Source organism: Stenotrophomonas sp. YJH_SMC_29 (genome assembly GCF_059371235.1).
This window is the reverse complement of record NZ_JCAFUK010000011.1, coordinates 1-17,682: the sequence shown is the minus strand read 5'-3', so window position 1 is coordinate 17,682 and position 17,682 is coordinate 1. Positions and strand designations below refer to the sequence as shown.

The following is a 17,682-nucleotide window of genomic DNA, read 5'->3' as shown; positions in this document are numbered from 1 at the left end:
TGGATTGTTAGTATGCCTTTGACCCTTTCTCAGCTAGAACGTCATTTGTTCAAAGCCGCCGACATCTTGCGCGGCAAGATGGATGCATCCGAATTCAAGGAGTACATCTTTGGGATGCTATTCCTCAAGCGCTGCTCTGACTTGTTCGAGCAGCGCCGAGAAGAGGTGATTCAGATCGAGATCGACGCGGGTAAGACGCGCGCTCAGGCTGAGGCCTCGGCTGAGAACAAACGCTGGTACAAGAAGGATGGATACTTCTGGGTGCCCAAGGAGTCTCGCTATGACCACTTGGTCGACAATTCGCGACAGCCAAATGTTGGGAGTCTTCTGAGTAAGGCGCTTGCTGGAATTGAGGGCGACAACGTCAGTCTGTATGACGTGCTGGAGCACATCGACTTCACAAGAAAGATCGGTCAGAGCAAGATCCCCGATATCAAGCTGCAGCAGCTCATCACGCATTTCAACCTGCATCGCCTGCGCAATGAAGACTTCGAGTTCCCTGACCTGCTAGGTGCAGCCTACGAGTACCTGATCGGCGAGTTCGCCGATTCGGCGGGTAAGAAGGGTGGTGAGTTCTACACGCCGCGCTCGGTGGTGCGGATGATGGTGCGACTAATTAAGCCCGCGCTCAAGCACGACATTTACGATCCCTGCTGTGGCTCTGGCGGCATGCTGATCGCGGCCAAGGAGTACATTGATGAACACGGTGAAGACGGCCGCAAGGCTAACCTGTTTGGGCAGGAGTTCAACGGCACAGTGTGGTCCATCGCCAAGATGAACATGCTGCTGCACGGCATCAGCACCGCTAATCTGCAAAACGAGGACACTCTGGCCGAGCCACAGCATGTCGAGGGTGGCGAATTGATGCACTTCGACCGCGTGCTCACCAATCCGCCGTTCTCCATCCACTGGGGCAATACCGAGAAGGATGCCGACGGTAATCCCGCATGGAAGCCGAAGTTTGAAGCTGAGCGCTTCCCCTATGGCCAGGTGCCTCTCGGGGCAAAAAAAGCTGACCTGATGTTCCTGCAGCACATGCTGGCCGTCACGCGCGATGGCGGCATGGTGGCCACCGTTCTACCCCATGGTGTGCTGTTCCGGGGGGGCGAAGAGAGGACCATCCGGGCCGGCATCATTGAGGACGACCTGCTCGAGGCCGTCATCGGCGTGGCCCCTAACCTGTTTTACGGCACCGGCATTCCGGCCTGCATTCTGGTGCTGCGCCAGCGCGTGCAGAAGGGTGCCAACCGCGTCAGCGGCAAACCCGCTAAGCGCCAGGGCAAAGTGCTGTTCATCAATGCAGATCGCGAGTTTTTCGAAGGTCGCGCGCAGAACTACCTGCTTCCCGAGCACATTGAGAAGATCGTCACCACCTTTGACGAATTCCGCGCAATCGACGGTTTCTCGGCCATCGTCGACAACGCCGCACTCAAAACCAATGAGTACAACCTCAATATTCGGCGCTACGCCGACAACGCGCCGCCATCCGAGCCGCACGACGTGCGGGCTCATCTGGTGGGCGGCATCCCCAAGGCTGAGGTGGCCGACAGAGCCGGATTGTTCAGCGCCCACGGCCTGAACCCGATGGACCTGCTGGTTGAAAGGGATGCCAAGTATTTCGACTTCGCGCCTGCCCTCGACAAACGACAGGCCCTCAAGCCGACCATCGAAAGCAATGCCGGTTTGGTCGCCAAGGAGGCGGACATTCGCGCCGCTTTCGAGCAATGGTGGAAAGCTCACAGCGCACGTATCACGGCACTGTCCGGGCAAATGGACAATGCGGCCAGTCTGGTGGCCCTTCGCAACGACCTGCTGGCTAGTTTCAGTCAGAGCCTGGAGGCCATCGGCCTGCTCGACCCCTTCCAGGTGCGAGGCATCGTGGCCGGCTTCTGGTATCAGACCAAGTACGACTTCCTCACCCTGATGGCGCGCGGGGCCAAGGGCGTGGCCGACGCATGGCGCACCAGCATCGTCACCGCGCTGGAAGACAGGGTCAGCAAGGAAAGCCCGCTGGAGCACAAGCTAGTCAAGTTCCTGATGAGTGATTTCGTCGAGGCCATCACCGAGCTAGAGGCGAAGAAGGCCGACCTCGACAGTCAGATCAGGGCCGCCAGCCCCAAGGACGTCGAGAACGAGGATGGCGAAGCCGCCGAGTCAGGGGAGAACGATGCCGACGAAGCAGGCGCTGCGGACGAAGTCCGGCTGAAGGCTTGGAAGAAGGAACTCACCGCCGTCAAGAAACAGCTCAAGATTAAGAAGGACAGCTTCAAGCAGCGAATCGGTGCCGCCGTTGAGGGCCTGACACCAGAAGCCGCCGCCGAGTTGGTGCTCACCATTCTGCACAACGATATGCGGTCTATCATTGAGCGCTACATGGCTGCGCAGCGCAAGCAGATCGTGGCTGCGTTTGAGAACTGGTGGGACAAGTACCGAGTGACGCTGACTGAAATAGAGAGCAAGCGCGATGAAGCGGCGAAGGCGCTACAGGGATTTTTGAAGGGTCTGCGGTATGTCTGACTTTGTGACCCTGGGTGGGCACATCATCATTCAAAAAGGAAAAGCACCACTGGCAACCGGCTATTCCGGGCCTGGGGCCGAGCCGTACCTCAATCCCGAGTATCTGCGAGGGCGAGCGAGTGCAGAACTTGCCGAGCCAGGACCTGATGCAGTTCGCGCACGCCATGGCGATACGATTCTACTGTGGGACGGTTCAAATGCCGGTGAGTTCTTTAGGGCGAAGTCCGGATTGGTCGCTTCCACGATGGCCAAGATAACGCCAAGCGCAGGTTTCAATCCGGCGTACTTTTTCCATGCCGTAAAGCATGCGGAATCCTATCTGAAGGGCCAGACGACCGGCACCGGGATACCGCACGTTGACCGAGAGTTGCTGGAGGCCATTCGAGTTTTTTGCCCCGCGCCTGCAGAGCAACTTCGAGTTGCCGAGATCCTTGATCACCTCGACACCGCCATTCTCCAAACCGAGGCGATCGTTGCCAAGCTCAAGGCCTTAAAGAAGGGCCTTCTGCATGACCTGCTGACACGTGGCATCGCTGCAAACGGCGAACTGCGCCCACCCCAGTCCGAGGCTCCGAATCTCTACAAGGAATCGCCGCTGGGATGGATTCCTAGGGAGTGGCATGTCAACCAGCTTGAAGAATTGCTTGCCGACGTTGATCCAGCAATGCGTGCTGGACCATTCGGCAGTGCTCTTCTGAAGGAGGAATTGGTTGAGGTTGGACTCCCGCTTCTTGGAATCGACAATGTCCACACCGAGCGGTTTGTCGCCACGTTCACCAGATTGGTAACTCCGAGGAAATTCGCGCAACTGGAGCGTTATGCGGTTCGCCCTGAGGACCTGATGATCACGATCATGGGTACTGTCGGAAGGTGTTGCCTAGTCCCAAAAGATATTGGCAAAGCTCTTTCTTCTAAGCACACTTGGACGATCTCTCTGAATCAAGAGGCCTATTCACCTTATTTGGCGATGCTTCAGGTCAATTACTCGCCTTGGGTGCTGGGGCATTTCGCTCGAGATCAACAGGGTGGGACGATGGCTGCCATTCGTTCAGAAACGCTTCGATCTACTCGGTTTCCAGTCCCTCCGCGTGAGGAGCAGCGTCTCATGGAAGATCGCCTTCGGGTGCTCAGCAAGCGTATCGATCTGGAGATTGATTCGCTTTCGAAGCGCCATTCAGAGAGGGCCGGCCTAATGGACGATCTCTTCACCGGCCGAGTCCGCGTCACACCATTGCTGGTCGAAGCTGCCCAATAAAGAAGGAACGCCAGATGGGTTGGGAACTTGATGACGTCGAAAAGCCGTTCGTTGCGCAGTTGCAGGCACTTGGCTGGACCTACAGCGCAGGAAGTCTTGATGATCCGACAGTTACTGGTCGAACCGGCTTTGCCGAGGTGGTTCAGGAGAGGTTATTGCGCAAACAACTACGCGCGCTGAACCTTGGACCCGATGGTGCGCCCTGGCTGGACGAGGTCCGGCTGTCGGAAGCCGTGGCAGCCATTACGCGGCTGGGCACGCATAAGCTGATGGAAGCCAACGAAAGGGCCACCGCGTTGTTGATCCGTGGCCTGACGGTGGAAGGCTTGCCCGGCTGGGATGGCGGGCGCGGCCAGACCATACGCTACATCGACTGGGAAACTACTGCGAAAAACCACTTCGCCGTGATCAATCAGTTCCGCGTCGATTGCCAGCCCGGTTTCAAAGGAGGCAAGGCCTTCATCGTGCCCGACCTGGTGCTGCTGGTGAATGGCATTCCGTTAGTGGTGGTGGAGTGCAAGAGCCCGTCCGTCCCCGAGCCGCTGGTCGAGGCGGTGGATCAACTGCGGCGCTACAGCAACCAGCGCAAGGCCGCCTTTGAGGTGGATGACAACGAGGGCAACGAGCCTCTGTTTGCCACCAACCAGTTGCTGGTGGCCAGTAGCTTCGACGAGGCCCGGGTCGGCTGCATAGGCGCGGCCTTTGAGCACTACGCGCAGTGGAAGACGGTGGCCGGCCCGGATGGGTCCGGTAGCGAGATTGAGGTGGCGCAGGCACTCGGCAAGGCGGCAATTTCTGAGCAGGAACGCTTGATCGCGGGACTGCTCGCTCCCGCGCATCTGCTGGATGTGGTGAAGAACTTCATGTTGTTCATGCAGACAGGCGGCCAAACCATCAAGACGGTATGTCGCTACCAGCAGTACCGGGCGGTGAACCGAGCGATTGCACGCCTCAAGACCGGCCAGACGCGCCTGCAGCACGGCGAACATGACAAGCGCGGCGGCATCATCTGGCACACTCAGGGTTCCGGCAAAAGCCTGACAATGGTGTTCCTGGTTCGCAAGATGCGTGCAGACGCGCAACTGCGACGCTTCAAGGTTGTCGTCATCACCGACCGCAAGGACCTACAGGGCCAGCTATCCCTCACCGCCACGCTGACCGGCGAGGTGGTGGACGTGGCCGAAAGCACGACGGGCGTAAAGGCACTGGCGCGGCGCAAGGGACCCGGGCTGATCTTTGCCACGATCCAAAAATACCGTGACCCGGATGCCCCTGGTGATGCGCCGCTGACTGCAGATGATCTGCCGAAAGTAGAAGAGCCGAAGGCCTCCTACAAGACCCACGAGAAGTTTGAGGTACTGAACGAGGACGACAGCGTCCTTGTGCTGGTGGACGAGGCGCACCGTACCCAGGCGGGAGACCTGCACGCCAACTTGCTGGCGGCCCTGCCCAACTGCGCGCGCATCGGCTTTACCGGCACGCCAATCATCATGGGCGACAAGAAGCGCTCCCATGAGATTTTCGGGGAGTTCATCGACAAGTACACCATCAAGGAAGCCGAGGCTGACGGTGCCACGGTGCCGGTCCTCTACGAGGGCCGGACTGCCAACGGCGCGATCAAGGACGGCGCCAGCCTCGACGAACTGTTCGAAGACCTGTTCCGCCAGCACTCGCCAGAGGAGCTGGAGGCGATCAAGAAAAAGTACGCTACCAAAGGCCAAATCTTCGACGCCCCGGCGTTGATCGCCGACAAAGCGCGTGACATCCTTCGCCATTACGTGACCAACATCCTACCCAACGGCTACAAGGCGCAGGTGGTGGCGTATAGCCGTTTGGCGGCGATTCGTTATTTCGACGCTCTGAGGTCCGCCCGTGATGAGTTATTGGCCGAGGCCCAAGCACTCTCGCCTGAGGACAAGGCGCTGGATGACGAGCTGCTATGTCAGCGTCCTGTGAGCGTGCAGGCGGCGGTGCAGGCCTGGCGTTACCGCGGCACCCTGGAGCATATTGAATTCGCGCCGATCATTTCGGGCAGCAACAATGACAACCAGGCCTGGAAGCAGTGGACCGACGGCGCAGCGCACGAGGAGCTGATTGAGCGTTTCAAGAAGCCGCTGTTCCATGCCAAGCCCGGGAAGACCGATCCGCTGGCCTTCCTGATCGTTAAGTCGATGCTACTCACCGGTTTTGATGCGCCGATCGAGGGCGTGATGTACCTCGACCGTCCAATCCGCGAGGCGGAGTTGCTGCAGGCAATTGCCCGTGTCAACCGCACCGGCTTCGGCAAGCGCTGCGGCATCGTGGTTGACTACTTTGGTGTCGCGCAACATCTGAAGGAAGCGCTGGCGGCCTACGCCGATGAGGACGTGGAAGGCGCGCTGGCTAGCTTGAGAGATCAGGTGCCAGTGCTGCGCGACCGGCATCTGCGCGTGGTGGATTTGTTCCGCCGGCGTGGCATTGACTCGCTGGAGGACACCGAGGCCTGCGTTGACGCATTGGGAATCGAGAGGTTGCGAGCCGAGTTTGCCGTCAAGCTCAAGGCTTTCCTGGGATCGCTCGACATAGTGTTGCCGCGACCGGAAGGGTTGCCTTACACCAAGGACGCCAAGACGCTCGCCTATATCTACGCCCGCGCCCGCAATCGCTACAAGGACACGCCGGTACTGGGCAAGGATGTCGGCGCCAAAGTGCGCAAGCTGATCGACGACCATGTGATCTCGTTGGGCATCGACCCCAAGATCCCGCCGATTCAGCTGACCGATGCTCAGTTCGACACGCACGTGGCCCGGGCGGCGAACGACCGCGCCAAGGCGTCTGAAATGGAGCACGCAATTCGCTCGCACATCCGCAAGCACACCGATGAAGACCCGGTGTTGTACCGCAAGCTCTCGGAGCATTTGAGCGACATTCTCAAGACGCTGGGCGAAAAGTGGAACGAGGTGATCTCGCAACTGCAGAAGATCATCGACGAGCTGCGCACGGGAAAGGCAGTCATGGCCGATGCGCCAAGCGACTTACCCGAGCATTGCGCGCCCTTCCTGCGCACTGTGCTGGACGTGGTGTGTGCTGGACAGGCGCCAACCGCGCCCGAGTTTCTGCGACTGAAGGATGTGACCGTGGAGCTAGTAGACCTGCTGGTGCAGGAGTTGCAAGGTAACCGCGATATTTGGAGTCCCCACAAACGCGCGGCGCAGGAGGACCTGAACACGCAATTGTTCGAGCACTTGATGCGCCTGCGGCCACCATTGGTAGACGCCGACAAGGCCGGCGTGCTCGCAGACAAGTTGATGGAGCAGTCACGCGCCAGTCACGACAAGCTGGTGCAGGTGTAAAGCTATGCTGGCGCCACTGAAATCTAGCCAGTACCACGCGGACGGCTCTGCGGCCGAGGCAGAGGCTTGCATCCAGGTAGACGACTTGCATTTCACGATACGGCGCAGTGCCCGGCGTCGAACAATGCAAATCACCGTGGAAAGAACGGGGGAACTGATTCTGAGCGCCCCGCCCGAGGTGGGCATCGCCCGACTCCGCGAATTTGTCAGCGAGAAGCGCTTCTGGATCTACACCAAGCTGGCGGAGAAGGATCGGCTGCTACGCCAGGTACCACGAAAGGAATTCGTCGGCGGCGAGGGCTTCCTGTACCTCGGGCGGAGCCATCGGCTGAAGTTGGTCAATGACCAAGACTGCCCCTTGAAGCTGGTGAATGGCCGCTTTGCGCTCCGCCAAGATGCGCAGGCAGGCGCACGGGAGCATTTCGTCCGCTGGTATAGCGAAAGGGCTCGGACCTGGCTGTCGAACCGGGTGGCCGACTACCAGTCACGCATGGAGGTGGCCCCGGCTGGCGTGAAAGTGCAGGATCTCGGCTATCGCTGGGGTTCGTGTGGAAAGGGCGACTGGCTGTACTTCCACTGGAAAACGATCTTGCTGCCAGCCCGTATCGCGGAATATGTGGTGGTGCACGAGATTGCCCACTTACACGAGCCACACCACAGCCCCGCCTTCTGGCTACGCGTTGAGCGCGCAATGCCCGACTATGCGCAGCGAAGGGCCTGGCTGGCCGAACACGGGATTGATGTGGAGGGGATATAAGTAGGTATGTCGAATACCTCTTACCATGATGTTGCGTCGGCCCAGCAATCGGGGTGGGTCAGATTGCTCAATTCTTGCCTGAGTTAGATGCGAATCCCAGGGCCATTTTTCGGATGAGGTTATAGTTGCTAAGAAGACACTGTAAGGGGCAAAGTTGATGATTCCAACTTACGACAAATTCATCGATCCCGTGTTGCGCCTCCTCGAAGGAAATCCTGAAGGCGTTGCCGCCGCAACAGCATATGAAGCCGCGGCCAATGCCCTAGGGTTGACCGAGGAACAGAAGCTCAGGGTATTGGATAGCGGTGCGCAGATCTATAAGAATCGAGCGGCTTGGGCGCATGATCGGCTGAAGCGCGCTGGCCTTTCGTCCAGCCCGAGGCGCGGCGTCTGGCAGTTGACGGAGGCCGGGAGAAGTTACGTCGGCGATCATCCGTTCCCGCTGGACGATGAAGAGGTTGGGAGAATCGCAACTGGCTATCTCGCGGTCAAGCTTCGATCCGCAGTAGATGCTGCGGCGCTAGATGGCCCTGTCTCCAGTGAATTAGCTCCTGGGTCTCGCGTTTTGAGCCCTGATGATCGACTTGATAGTGCGCTTGCTGAATTGAAATCGGCCACAGCGGTGGAGCTTCTGGACTGTCTGTTGCGTGTTTCTCCCGGGCGGTTTGAAATCATCGTTCTCGATATCCTGCATCGACTGGGGTACGGCGCCAGCCGCTCTGACTTGCTGCGGGTCGGAGGAGCTGGAGATGGTGGAATCGATGGCGTGATCTCTCTGGATAAGCTCGGTCTGGACAAGGTCTATGTGCAAGCGAAGCGCTGGAAGAGTACAGTTGGTAGGCCCGAGCTTCAGGCCTTCTATGGGGCGCTTGCTGGACAGAAGGCCAAACGCGGAGTTTTCATAACCACGTCTGGCTTCACGCCTCAGGCTGTTGACTTTGTTGGCTCTGTTGAAGGCATTGTGATCGTGGATGGAAATCGATTGGTTGGTCTCATGATCGACAATGAGGTAGGCGTGAGCTCGCGTATTCTTCGGGTCCCGTCCGTGGATAGCGATTATTTCGACGAAGATGCTTGATTTGCATTGAGGGGACGTTTTCGAGGAATCAGACGCGAGCCCTGTTTGGGCTGATTTCGGGCCTTGTGAGCGGATGCCGCCTCATTCCGGCCTCACCTCATGGCAAGCCCACTCAACCAACCCCCTACAAGCCAGAAACAACCCATCCACCACCCCTTCATCCAAATGCCGCTCCGGCTCCGCTGCCACCCGGCAGCGGTCCGCCGCGTGCAGCAGCTCCAGCACCGTCAGCGCCCCCACCATCGCGCGCTCGCTCCGTGCCAGGCTCACGCGTCGGCCGGGTGACACATCGGCTTCTGGCCAAGGATGCCCATCAGCTCCTTCGCAGCCGCGCATGCGCTTGAGGATGCCAAGCAGGGAGTTCAGATCGGGCAGGGGAGTGTCGTCGTTGATGGGCTCAACAACGGTGTACGAGGAGAAGGTGTCGGATTCGTTCATGGCGTCGGCTTCCGTGGCTGTGCTTAACAGCGCCACCGCGTAGCGGGGTGGCGGACGATGCGTGGCTGCAAACCGGGATGAAGCAACGAGTGACCGGTGGATCCGAAGACCCCCACGCACCGCCCGCCAGATAGGCCGACGGATTGCCCGCCGGCACCGGTTAAGGACGGTGCCGACGGGCAAGCGTAAACAACAGTCGTTGCTCATCGCGGGTTTGCAGACCCGGAGCCACCCGTTGTCGGTGGCACGTCATGGTGTTTACGCAGCCGCTTCGAATGCCAATAGAAATTCGCGGAGGAATCGCGGAATCCGAGAGCGAGGAACTATTGTTGCACGCACCATTCGTGCAGCACGCGACGCCAGCAGACGCATTCGCGCAGCTGCTCTGCTGATGGCGAATCAAACTGGCGCAATCCCCCACGCCACAAGCGAATAGCGCGACGGCCTTCTTTGCAACAGTTCTTAGTTTGCTTCGGCAGGCAGCGGCTCCCGACAGGCCACACGCCCACAAAATCGGTTCAATCCCGACATCGCCAGCGCGCCTCGCGGCCTCAACAAGTGCGATCCTCAGCCGCATTCCCAACCAGCAACTCAATCATCGCCCGCGCCGCCGCCGACTGCCGCCGATGCGGCGCATAGATCACCGAGAACGGGCGAGATCTCCCCCGCAGCTGCGGCAGCACTTCCACCAACTGCCCACGCTGCAACCGCTCGTGCACGATGAACGCATAGCTCTGGCAGATGCCGATGCCCTGTTCGGCCAGCGACACCACGCCCAGCACATCGTCGGAGGTCTCGATGGACGAACGCGGCACCCAATCCACATCCCGCCCGCCGTCGCGGAAGATCCATGGCGCTAGCCGCCCGGTGCGCGGCATCACGAAGGGCAGGCACAGGTGCTGCTGCAGATCGTCCAGCGTCTGCGGCGTACCCCGGCGCTGCAGGTACTCCGGCGCGGCCACCAGCAGCAGTGGGGCGTCCTCCAGCTTTCGCGCGACCAGCCCGCTGTCCGGCAGCTGGCCCAGCCGGATGGCGAGGTCGAAGCCTTCGGCCACCAGGTCCACGTTGCGGTTGGTGATGTTCAGTTCCACCTGCACCTGCGGGTACTGCTGCGCAAAGCGCGCCAGCACGGGCGGCAGCCGGTAGTGGCCATAGGTGGTGGGCACGCTCAGGCGCACGCGGCCGGCCAGCGCACCATCCTGGGCCAGTACGTCGCGCTCGGCGTCGTCCAGCAGGCCGAAGGCGGTGCGCACCTGTTCCAGATAGAGCCGCCCGGCGTCGGTCAGGCCCACGCGGCGGGTGGTCCGCTGCAGCAGCTGCCGGCCCAGCCGCGCTTCCAGGCGGGTGACCGCGCGGCTCAGCACCGAGGGCGTGGTGGACAGCGCGACCGCGCCGGCCGTGAACGAGCCGTGCTCGACGACCGCCAGGAACACCTCCACATCGCCCAGGTAGTCGAACTTGCGGCTCATTTGGCTCTCCGGGGAACAGATGTTTTGCGATGGGGCCAATTTATCGCCGCTGGGGCGATGAATAAAGTGGCCGCCATTCCCCGATAGGAGCTCCCCATGAACCTGATGACCCGGCTGGCCGCAGCGCTGGCCCTGACCCTGGCCGCGACCGGCGCGCATGCCGCCAACGTGCTGGTGGTGCTGTCCGACGAAAACCACCTGGACCTGAAGGACGGCAAGGTGCTGTCCACCGGCTTCTATCTCAACGAGCTGATGCAGCCGGTCAAGCTGCTGCTGGATGCGGGCCACGAGGTGACCTTCGCCACGCCGCAGGGGCGGGCGCCGACGGTGGATGCGTCCTCGGTGACGGCGGCGTACTTTGGCGACGATGCCGCGCAGCTGACGCTGCACAAGAACCTGCTGGAGAAACTGGCGCTGACCTCGCCGACGGCCTCGCCGGTGGTCAGCCTGGCGCGCATCGAGCAGCAGGGCTACGCGCGTTTCGATGCGGTCTACATTCCCGGTGGCCACGCGCCGATGCAGGACCTGCTGAAAAGCCCGGCGCTGGGCCGGCTGCTGGCCGACTTCCACCAGCGCAACAAGACCACCGCGCTGGTCTGCCACGGGCCGATCGCGCTGCTTTCCACGCTGCCGGATGCGGGTGGTTTCGTGGCAAAGCTGGAGGCGGGTGCGACGCCGGCCACGCCGAAGTGGATCTACCGCGGCTACCAGATGACGGTGATCAGCAACCAGGAAGAAGAGCAGGCCAAGCCGCTGCTGGGCGGCGGTGAGATGAAGTTCTACCCGCAGACTGCATTGCAGCGGGCGGGTGCGAAGTTCACTAGCAACACCACGCCGTGGACGGGGCATGTGGTGATGGACCGCGAGCTGATTACCGGGCAGAATCCGGCTTCGGCGCTGGAGGTGGGGCAGCGGTTGGTGGAGCGGTTGAAGTAGGGCTGGCTCTGCATCGCTTGCTGTGCCGTGGCACCATGGCGGACTGGCCCCGTCCTTTCGGGCGGGGCCAGTTTTCCAGGGAAGCCCTTCAATACGACATGCGTACGTCCGTTCTCTCTATTCTCTTTGCCCTGTGCTTGGCTCTGCTGTCTGGTTGCGCCAGTGGGCCGGACTACCACCATTCCAATCGCGAGATTACCGGCGCGTTCGTGGCCGACGACGGCAAGCTGTACCTGCTGCCGGTCTATGACGAGCCGATGCGCTTCGACGCCGCGCCGTTCCGTGATTACCGCGCCCTGATGGACAGCCCGCTGCGCGAGGCCGTGGTCTGCGCGCAGCTGTACTTCCGTGAGGACTGGCGCGTGCCGGCCGACAGGACCAAGGTGCATGGCAGCTACGCGCTGCTGCTGCGGCCGGACCAGGTGACGCCGGAACAGGCGGCGCAGTTCAAGCTGGAGCGGTTGGAGATCAGCCCACGGGTGGCCAAGGCCATCGATGCGTTGACGCGCCGGCCGTACATCCTTGAAGCCCGGAGCCGCTACGAGCTGGCGGCCAACCCGGACTGCAACCTTTCCAGACAGGGCGGCAGCTACTACAGCGCGCTGTTCGAGAGTGATGGCGAGCGGGTGACGTTGCCGGATGCCGCTGCGCTGGCGGCGAAGGCGAAGCTGCCGCAGTCGATTACCGCGCGGGCTGAGCGGATCCGGCCGGACGATACGGACAAGCCAGGGGCTGGGACGGCGACCGGAAAGGTGCTGGGCGCGGCGTTGATTCCCGTGGCGGTGCCGGTGTTTGTGTTGAGCCTGCCGTTCCTGGGGCCGGATCATTGGAAGTGATAGGGCGTTGAGGGAAAGCATCCACGCCTGGCGTGGATCTACCCGGGCGTCGCCATTGCCTGAACGTTCATCCTGGAGAACTGTGTGCCAAGCACATTGGACGTTGTCTTGAAGACCGTAGGCTTCATTGTCCTCGCGGCACTTCCGTTGGTGATCCTTTGGTTCATCCTTCGGCGAATGTCAGCGACCGCGCGTTCCGCGTTGGGATCCGGGCTGCGTCTGAATCCACCTCGCCGGATTTCCGGCACGTCCATGACCTTGGTGATGGTGGATGGCAAAGAGGATCGCGAGCACTACTTCTTTGATACAGAATCCTTCTACCTGCGGCGGGGCCCGGTGCCCACGGCAGTTCCGCTTTCGCAGATCACCTCAGTCACTCGAACGTCCGACGTCATCTATGCGCGCTATGTCTGGCAGGTGTGCTTCAGCAGAGCATCGGGTAGAAAGTGCGTGACGTTCACTAACAACCTTTCGCTGTTCAACCGCGACTTTCTGCTCTTTCTGGAGGCGGTGCGGAAGGCCAATCCACTCGCGACCGTTGAGCGAGCGAGTCTGTTCTTCTGATTGTGCGGCGATATCAATAGCGCCGATTGACAAGCAGGGGGACCAAGAGGGCGGGCTGTTGTGAATGATTTCGCGCGTGTCTTACCCACTCAGCCCATGCTGGCGGCACGGATCTGGATATCCTGCTGCACGCGCTGATCTTCCAGCTGCTGCTCCAGCTGGTTGGCGAAGGCGCGCTGATGCGCTTCGCGGCTGACGGCGTCGAACTGCTGCATGGATTCTTCCACCGTGGTCTGCGCAGCCAGTTCGGTCGGCATTGCGGCGCGCTGGTGTGCGGGGTCGCTGGGCTCGCCCTGGACCACGAACAGAGTATGACCGGCGGGTTTGTCCGCGGTGGCGTTGCTCAGCAGCACGTGGTCCACGCGGTCCAGGTCGTTGTCCTTGGCGAGCACCAGCAAGCTGGCGGTCATGCGCTCGCTGGCTTCGTCGAAGGTGCGACCGTGTTTGGCGTCCAGCGCCGCTACGCCTTCGCGCACCTGTTGGTAGAGCACATGATCGGGATGCTCGGGCTGGGTAGGCAGCAGGGGCGCGGGCGGCGCTTCGGGTTCCTGGATCGTTGCGCTTGAGGGTGATGCCGCCGGTGCCTCCACGGGTGGTGGCGTGTAGGGAGGTTCGTGCTGCGAGACTTGGGTCGCCGCGTCTGTCATCAGCGGGGGCGCAGCGGGCTCGGCTCTTGCGAGTGCGGCTGGAACGTCTGACTCCGGCTGGACCGACGCCGATTTCGCTTCGGCTTCGTGGAGGCGGGCAGTAGCCGGCGCGGCTTCAGCCACTTCGGTCTGGATTGACGGGGCCGGGGAGTGCGGGTCAGTTGCAACGGGCTCCTGCGCAGGAGCCGGGTGCCCGATATCCGGTGTCGGTAGCGCACTCACTTCTGGCTGCGCGGGAGATCGCTCAGCGGAGGGAATGTCGGGTGACGGCACAGGAGCTGCCGGCACCGGGTGCGCAGGAGGATTTGCCTCGGTACGCGCTTGCCGCTCGCTTGACTCATCCCATGCAGGTTGCGTTGCAGCGGCTGCGGTCGGCTCCTGTCGTGGTGCTTCGCGGCGAGCCGGCTCCTGTAGAGATTCCACACGATCCGAAGGCGTCGGCGCTGCAGGCGCAGGAGCGTGATGCGCCTGTACCAAGGGTGATGTGTTGGGCGCCAGTGCAGCGCGTTCAACGCTGTGCGCATCGATCACGGCTTGTGGCGTCAGCCGTTCTTCGGCGTGCTCGCCGCGAACCTCAGCCACGGCTGCGGCGGCCATCTGCTGCACCTGCGGTGCAGCGACGCCAAGTCGATTGGCTTCCTGCATGGCCTGTTCGTGAGCATCGCGCTCGTTGGCGGTCAATGCCTCGATACTGCGTTCGTGGGCGCTGGGTACGGGCGCCTCCATCTGTTGGATGGCCCGGATCTGCGGGTAGGTACTGTTCAACTCGTCGCGGATGTTGCCCTCGGCCAGCGAATCGTAGACCCAGCCGTCATGCAGCCACTCACCATCGCCCTGTTGCTGATAGGTGCGTCCGTCGGAGGCGAGTACGTGATCGGGATGCTCGCGTGCCCAGATCACTTCATCAGGAATAGCTCCGTACTGAGACCAGCCCTGGGCGGTGTAGGCCTCCTCATACTGCTTGGCAAAGGCCGCCGAGCTTCGGGCGGCGTTGAAGGCCATGATGCCCTGTGCGGCTTCATCAAGCTGCGCAGCCTTGGTGGCGTCGGCAACTTCGACCGTGGTGTTCTTGATGCCATGTTCGAGGACCTGATGGACGACCTCGCGTCGCCATTCGCCGGTTTCCGGATTGCGCTCCCAGGAGCGTGGCAGTGCGCTGGGTGTATCGCTGGCGTCGCCGGCGATGCTGAAGGGATTGATCGGTTGATCAGGCTCGGACAGCCGCAGCCCGACGGCCCGGCTTGAGGCCTGGTAGTTCAGTTGCTGGGTCAATTCGGCATCGGCGGTCAGCTGCGTGGTCGCGCCGTAGATCGGGCGATCGGCCAGGGTGCCGACGGTACCTACGATCTCCCGCTCGCTGTGTGTCCAGCCCTTCTCGGGATGCGCCGGGTCAAACGTCCAGACCCTACCGGTGCTGTCGGGCTGATTGTCGATCTGGTACTTCTCGATCCAATCGACGATCTCACCGCCACCCCAGGCGCCCAACCCGCCACCGATGATGCCGGTGACAATGGCGCCGGGGCCGGACTCGATGCCCAGCAGCGTACCGACCTTGGCGCCCACCGCTGCGCCGGTCCAACCGCCGACGCTGCGTGCACCGAAGTCCAACAGCGCAGCTTCTGCACCCGTCCGATTGTCGCGTGCGTACAGATCGGCGATCTTTGTTCCTTCTGAGGCAGCTTCAACAACCGTCGCAGCGGCACCACCGATGACGGCGCCCCGCACCATGTTTGGACGCACGCGGATGGTGTGGTCGATGCCGCGTGCTTCCTGGATGTTGGGTGTAATGCCTTCAACAACCTTGAGCGTTGCGCGCTCATCGAAAACGGCTGCCGCTGTTGGTGGACTGACCTTGTCGTTGAGGGGCAGGGTGTCCCCAAGCTCGGCGTGCCAGCGGCCTTGTGCGCGCCAGCCATCGCGCAATGATTGGGTGATTCGAGGGTCTTTCAGCCGAGCTTCGCGTTCGGCTTCCAGTGCTGCGCCCGGCAGGCGGGTATCGGCATAACTGTCGTAGACCTGAGCGCCTTCGCGTCCGTAGAGCCGAATCTGGATGCCGGTCTCGGCCTGGACCTTGTCCAGATTTCCGGGCAGGGCATCGTAAACGTGTTTGCGTACATCTTCGGGGACGTAGCGGCCGAAGCCTCTGCTATCCAGAGAGTTGGAAAAGCGGGCATCCACGCCAAGTTCACTTTCCAGCCGGTGCGCCACGACGCCTCGAATCTCTACGTCGTAGCCGTTGGCTTGAAGGTCCTTGATCAATGAGACTGCGCTATCGCCATTGCCAAGCGTGGTGTCGAGGATGAGATTCCTACGCCCCTCTACTGCTGTCGAACGCAGCTCCTTGGCCCATTGGCTGGCGTCTTCATGTGTGTGGCCGGCCCACGTGTACGGGTGTTGCTGGCGCAGGAGTCGAGCATCAGGATGAGCGCCGCGAAGCTCGTCAGGATCGACCTTTACAACATCATCGGAAAGCTCAAACTCAACAGCGGTGACCAGTCCACCTTTACCCGCGCCGGGTTGTCCCGCCAGAACGATGGCTCGAGGCATCAGCTGGCTTGTGACTTGGTCCAAACGAGATTCCGGAAGGATGACATCCCTGAGGCGGGCAGAATGTTCCTCTGGACTCAAACGCGGATGGGGAGTATCCACTTAGGGCTGTTCTCCCGATGCCTTGAAATACTCATACAGTTCATGGAGGCCTTTCATTCCGCCGTTGCCGGAACGCGCTCGGAACATCAGTTTGAATTTATCGTCAGCCGCTGCAATGGATTGCGCATTGCCGGATGCCTGAGCTGCAGTCAGCTCACCTTGAGCGTCATTGATGAATCCGTCGAGACAGTCCTCCAGCTTCCACACTGCATCCTCAAATGTCGGCAGGGACTTTATGCGTCGGTTGCTCGCCGAATTGAGCGCTTCCTGCAGGATCTTAATGTGCTCTGGGTAGTCTCTGAGCATTTCTCGAAGCTTCGCCGGAACGGGAGGATGGGATTGAGGCATGGTGGGTACCTATTCAGCGGCCTGACGCGTTTTCATGAGTATCTGCACTTGTAAAGGCAAGTTCAATGCCCCCATGGCCAGTCGACTATCAGAACGTGTCGCTAGTCGCCTTTTGAATGAAGCTCGAAGTACTTCCTGAGATCGCTGAGTCTGGCCATGCCAATGTTGCTGGATCTCGCAAAGGACATGAGCTATTACTTTTTTTGAGACTGTGCAATTGCCTTCGGGTTGCCTGAAGCCTCGGCGGTTGCTAGTTCAGCTCGCGCTTCGGCGACAAAGCTAGTGAGACAGTCCTCCAACAACCATACTGCGCCCTCAAAGGGCGGGGCGTAACTCTGTCGCCCATGGCTGACTGAAATGAGAGCCTTCTGTAGCTGTTCGATGTGCTCCGGATAGTCCTTAAGCATTTCCCGGAGCTTCGCCGGAACAGGCGGGGACGGGAAATCCATGGCTGCCACCTCTACCTCTTTGGAATATCCATGCGGATTCAAGAGTATCCGCACATTCCCTGGCGGGTCTAATGTCATTTGCGACATCAGGCGGAGTGCCTGAGCGACCTCGGTCCTTGGGATCATCGAGTTTAGGCGACGTTGAGGCAGAGCATCCACGCATGGCGTGGATCTTATCTCTTGCCGATCTGGCACCTTGGGTGCCGAGAGCCCGGCGTGGGCGACCGTGTGGATCCAGGTCTTGCGACCGAGAAGTAGCTTGGGTGCCCACGCCGGATTCTCCCTGAACCGCCCGAACAGTTGGTTGAGTTGGCGCTCGAACTGATAAGACTGGGCAAGCGGGGAGAGCTCTCGACCCTGTCAGCCTAGCGGAGTTCTGCCATGTTTGGGATCGGGATTGATGTGAG

At 61.0% G+C, this 17,682-nt stretch carries 12 protein-coding genes; 8 read left to right on the top strand and 4 right to left on the bottom strand.

Annotation, left to right across the window (positions count from 1 at the left end):
• Positions 1–12 precede the first annotated feature (12 nt).
• The 5 genes from AC5P9I_RS13020 to AC5P9I_RS13000 all read left to right on the top strand — a co-directional run bounded on the left by AC5P9I_RS13020 (position 13) and on the right by AC5P9I_RS13000 (position 8,939).
• Positions 13–2,517 carry a type I restriction-modification system subunit M gene (locus AC5P9I_RS13020; protein WP_197591127.1) on the top strand — a complete coding sequence of 835 codons (2,505 nt, stop codon included), beginning with the start codon at positions 13–15 and terminating at the stop codon, positions 2,515–2,517.
• Positions 2,510–3,772 carry a restriction endonuclease subunit S gene (locus tag AC5P9I_RS13015; protein WP_187756765.1) on the top strand — a complete coding sequence of 421 codons (1,263 nt, stop codon included), beginning with the start codon at positions 2,510–2,512 and terminating at the stop codon, positions 3,770–3,772. Before AC5P9I_RS13020 ends, AC5P9I_RS13015 begins: the two co-directional genes overlap by 8 nt.
• Before the next feature lie 14 nt (positions 3,773–3,786).
• Entirely contained in the window at positions 3,787–7,104 is a 3,318-nt protein-coding gene (locus tag AC5P9I_RS13010; RefSeq protein WP_187756764.1) for a type I restriction endonuclease subunit R, read from the top strand.
• A 124-nt stretch (positions 7,105–7,228) separates the two neighbouring features.
• Positions 7,229–7,861 carry a M48 family metallopeptidase gene (locus tag AC5P9I_RS13005; protein WP_235645210.1) on the top strand — a complete coding sequence of 211 codons (633 nt, stop codon included), beginning with the start codon at positions 7,229–7,231 and terminating at the stop codon, positions 7,859–7,861.
• A gap of 157 nt (positions 7,862–8,018) precedes the next feature.
• Positions 8,019–8,939 (top strand): restriction endonuclease, encoded by a 921-nt coding sequence (locus AC5P9I_RS13000; RefSeq protein ID WP_308304170.1) that lies wholly within the window; start codon positions 8,019–8,021, stop codon positions 8,937–8,939.
• An 81-nt stretch (positions 8,940–9,020) separates the two neighbouring features.
• On the opposite strand, the gene AC5P9I_RS12995 is transcribed toward AC5P9I_RS13000, so the two are convergent.
• Entirely contained in the window at positions 9,021–9,377 is a 357-nt protein-coding gene (locus AC5P9I_RS12995) for a hypothetical protein (protein ID WP_187756761.1), read from the bottom strand.
• Between the two features lie 551 nt (positions 9,378–9,928).
• Positions 9,929–10,846 carry a LysR family transcriptional regulator gene (locus AC5P9I_RS12990; RefSeq protein ID WP_187756760.1) on the bottom strand — a complete coding sequence of 306 codons (918 nt, stop codon included), beginning with the start codon at positions 10,844–10,846 and terminating at the stop codon, positions 9,929–9,931.
• A gap of 96 nt (positions 10,847–10,942) precedes the next feature.
• Here AC5P9I_RS12990 and AC5P9I_RS12985 point away from each other — a divergent pair, with 96 nt between their 5' ends.
• The 3 genes from AC5P9I_RS12985 (at position 10,943) to AC5P9I_RS12975 (ending at position 13,182) form a co-directional block, all read left to right on the top strand.
• Positions 10,943–11,782 (top strand): type 1 glutamine amidotransferase domain-containing protein, encoded by an 840-nt coding sequence (locus AC5P9I_RS12985; protein ID WP_187756759.1) that lies wholly within the window; start codon positions 10,943–10,945, stop codon positions 11,780–11,782.
• 98 nt (positions 11,783–11,880) lie between these two features.
• Positions 11,881–12,618 (top strand): hypothetical protein, encoded by a 738-nt coding sequence (locus tag AC5P9I_RS12980; RefSeq protein WP_187756769.1) that lies wholly within the window; start codon positions 11,881–11,883, stop codon positions 12,616–12,618.
• A 108-nt stretch (positions 12,619–12,726) separates the two neighbouring features.
• Positions 12,727–13,182 (top strand): hypothetical protein, encoded by a 456-nt coding sequence (locus AC5P9I_RS12975; RefSeq protein WP_235645212.1) that lies wholly within the window; start codon positions 12,727–12,729, stop codon positions 13,180–13,182.
• A gap of 89 nt (positions 13,183–13,271) precedes the next feature.
• Here AC5P9I_RS12975 and AC5P9I_RS12970 read toward each other — a convergent pair whose 3' ends face one another.
• Positions 13,272–16,478: a zeta toxin family protein gene (locus AC5P9I_RS12970; protein ID WP_262103155.1), complete on the bottom strand. Its 3,207-nt coding sequence runs from the start codon at positions 16,476–16,478 to the stop codon at positions 13,272–13,274.
• Positions 16,479–16,826 carry a hypothetical protein gene (locus tag AC5P9I_RS12965; RefSeq protein ID WP_235645214.1) on the bottom strand — a complete coding sequence of 116 codons (348 nt, stop codon included), beginning with the start codon at positions 16,824–16,826 and terminating at the stop codon, positions 16,479–16,481.
• Positions 16,827–17,682 lie beyond the last annotated feature (856 nt).